The following is a 462-nucleotide window of genomic DNA, read 5'->3' on the forward strand; positions in this document are numbered from 1 at the left end:
CATCGAAGCGGGCGACGACTGGATTCCCATCGACATGCAGCAGCGTCCCAAAGCCGTGGACATCCGCACCGTCGTCCACCCCGGCTTCCCGACCGACATGCAGGCGCAATTTATGGCGATGAACGCCGTTGCCGAAGGCGACAGCCGCGTCGTCGAAACCATCTTTGAAAACCGCTTCATGCACGTTCCCGAACTCAACCGCATGGGCGCGAACATCACCACCGAAGGCAACACCGCCTTCGTCAAAGGCGTGGAAAAACTCTCCGGCGCCGTCGTGATGGCGACCGACCTGCGCGCCTCCGCCAGCCTCGTCATGGCAGGCTTGGTCGCAGGCGGCGAAACCATCGTCGAACGCATCTACCACCTCGAACGCGGCTACGAACACATCGAGAAAAAACTCGGCAAAGTCGGCGCGAAAATCGAGCGGGTAAGCGGTTAAGAGCCTTGTGTGAAAAAGGTCGT

1 pseudogene is annotated in these 462 nt (G+C 60.2%); it reads left to right on the forward strand.

Features of this window, described 5'->3' with window-relative positions:
• Window positions 1-439 (forward strand): annotated as a pseudogene (locus tag ACTHTY_RS11815) (UDP-N-acetylglucosamine 1-carboxyvinyltransferase); the annotation flags it as partial.
• Window positions 440-462: the final 23 nt, after the last annotated feature.

Origin of the sequence: Neisseria sp. P0019.S002 (assembly GCF_051957155.1) — a bacterium.
GTDB lineage: Bacteria > Pseudomonadota > Gammaproteobacteria > Burkholderiales > Neisseriaceae > Neisseria > Neisseria perflava.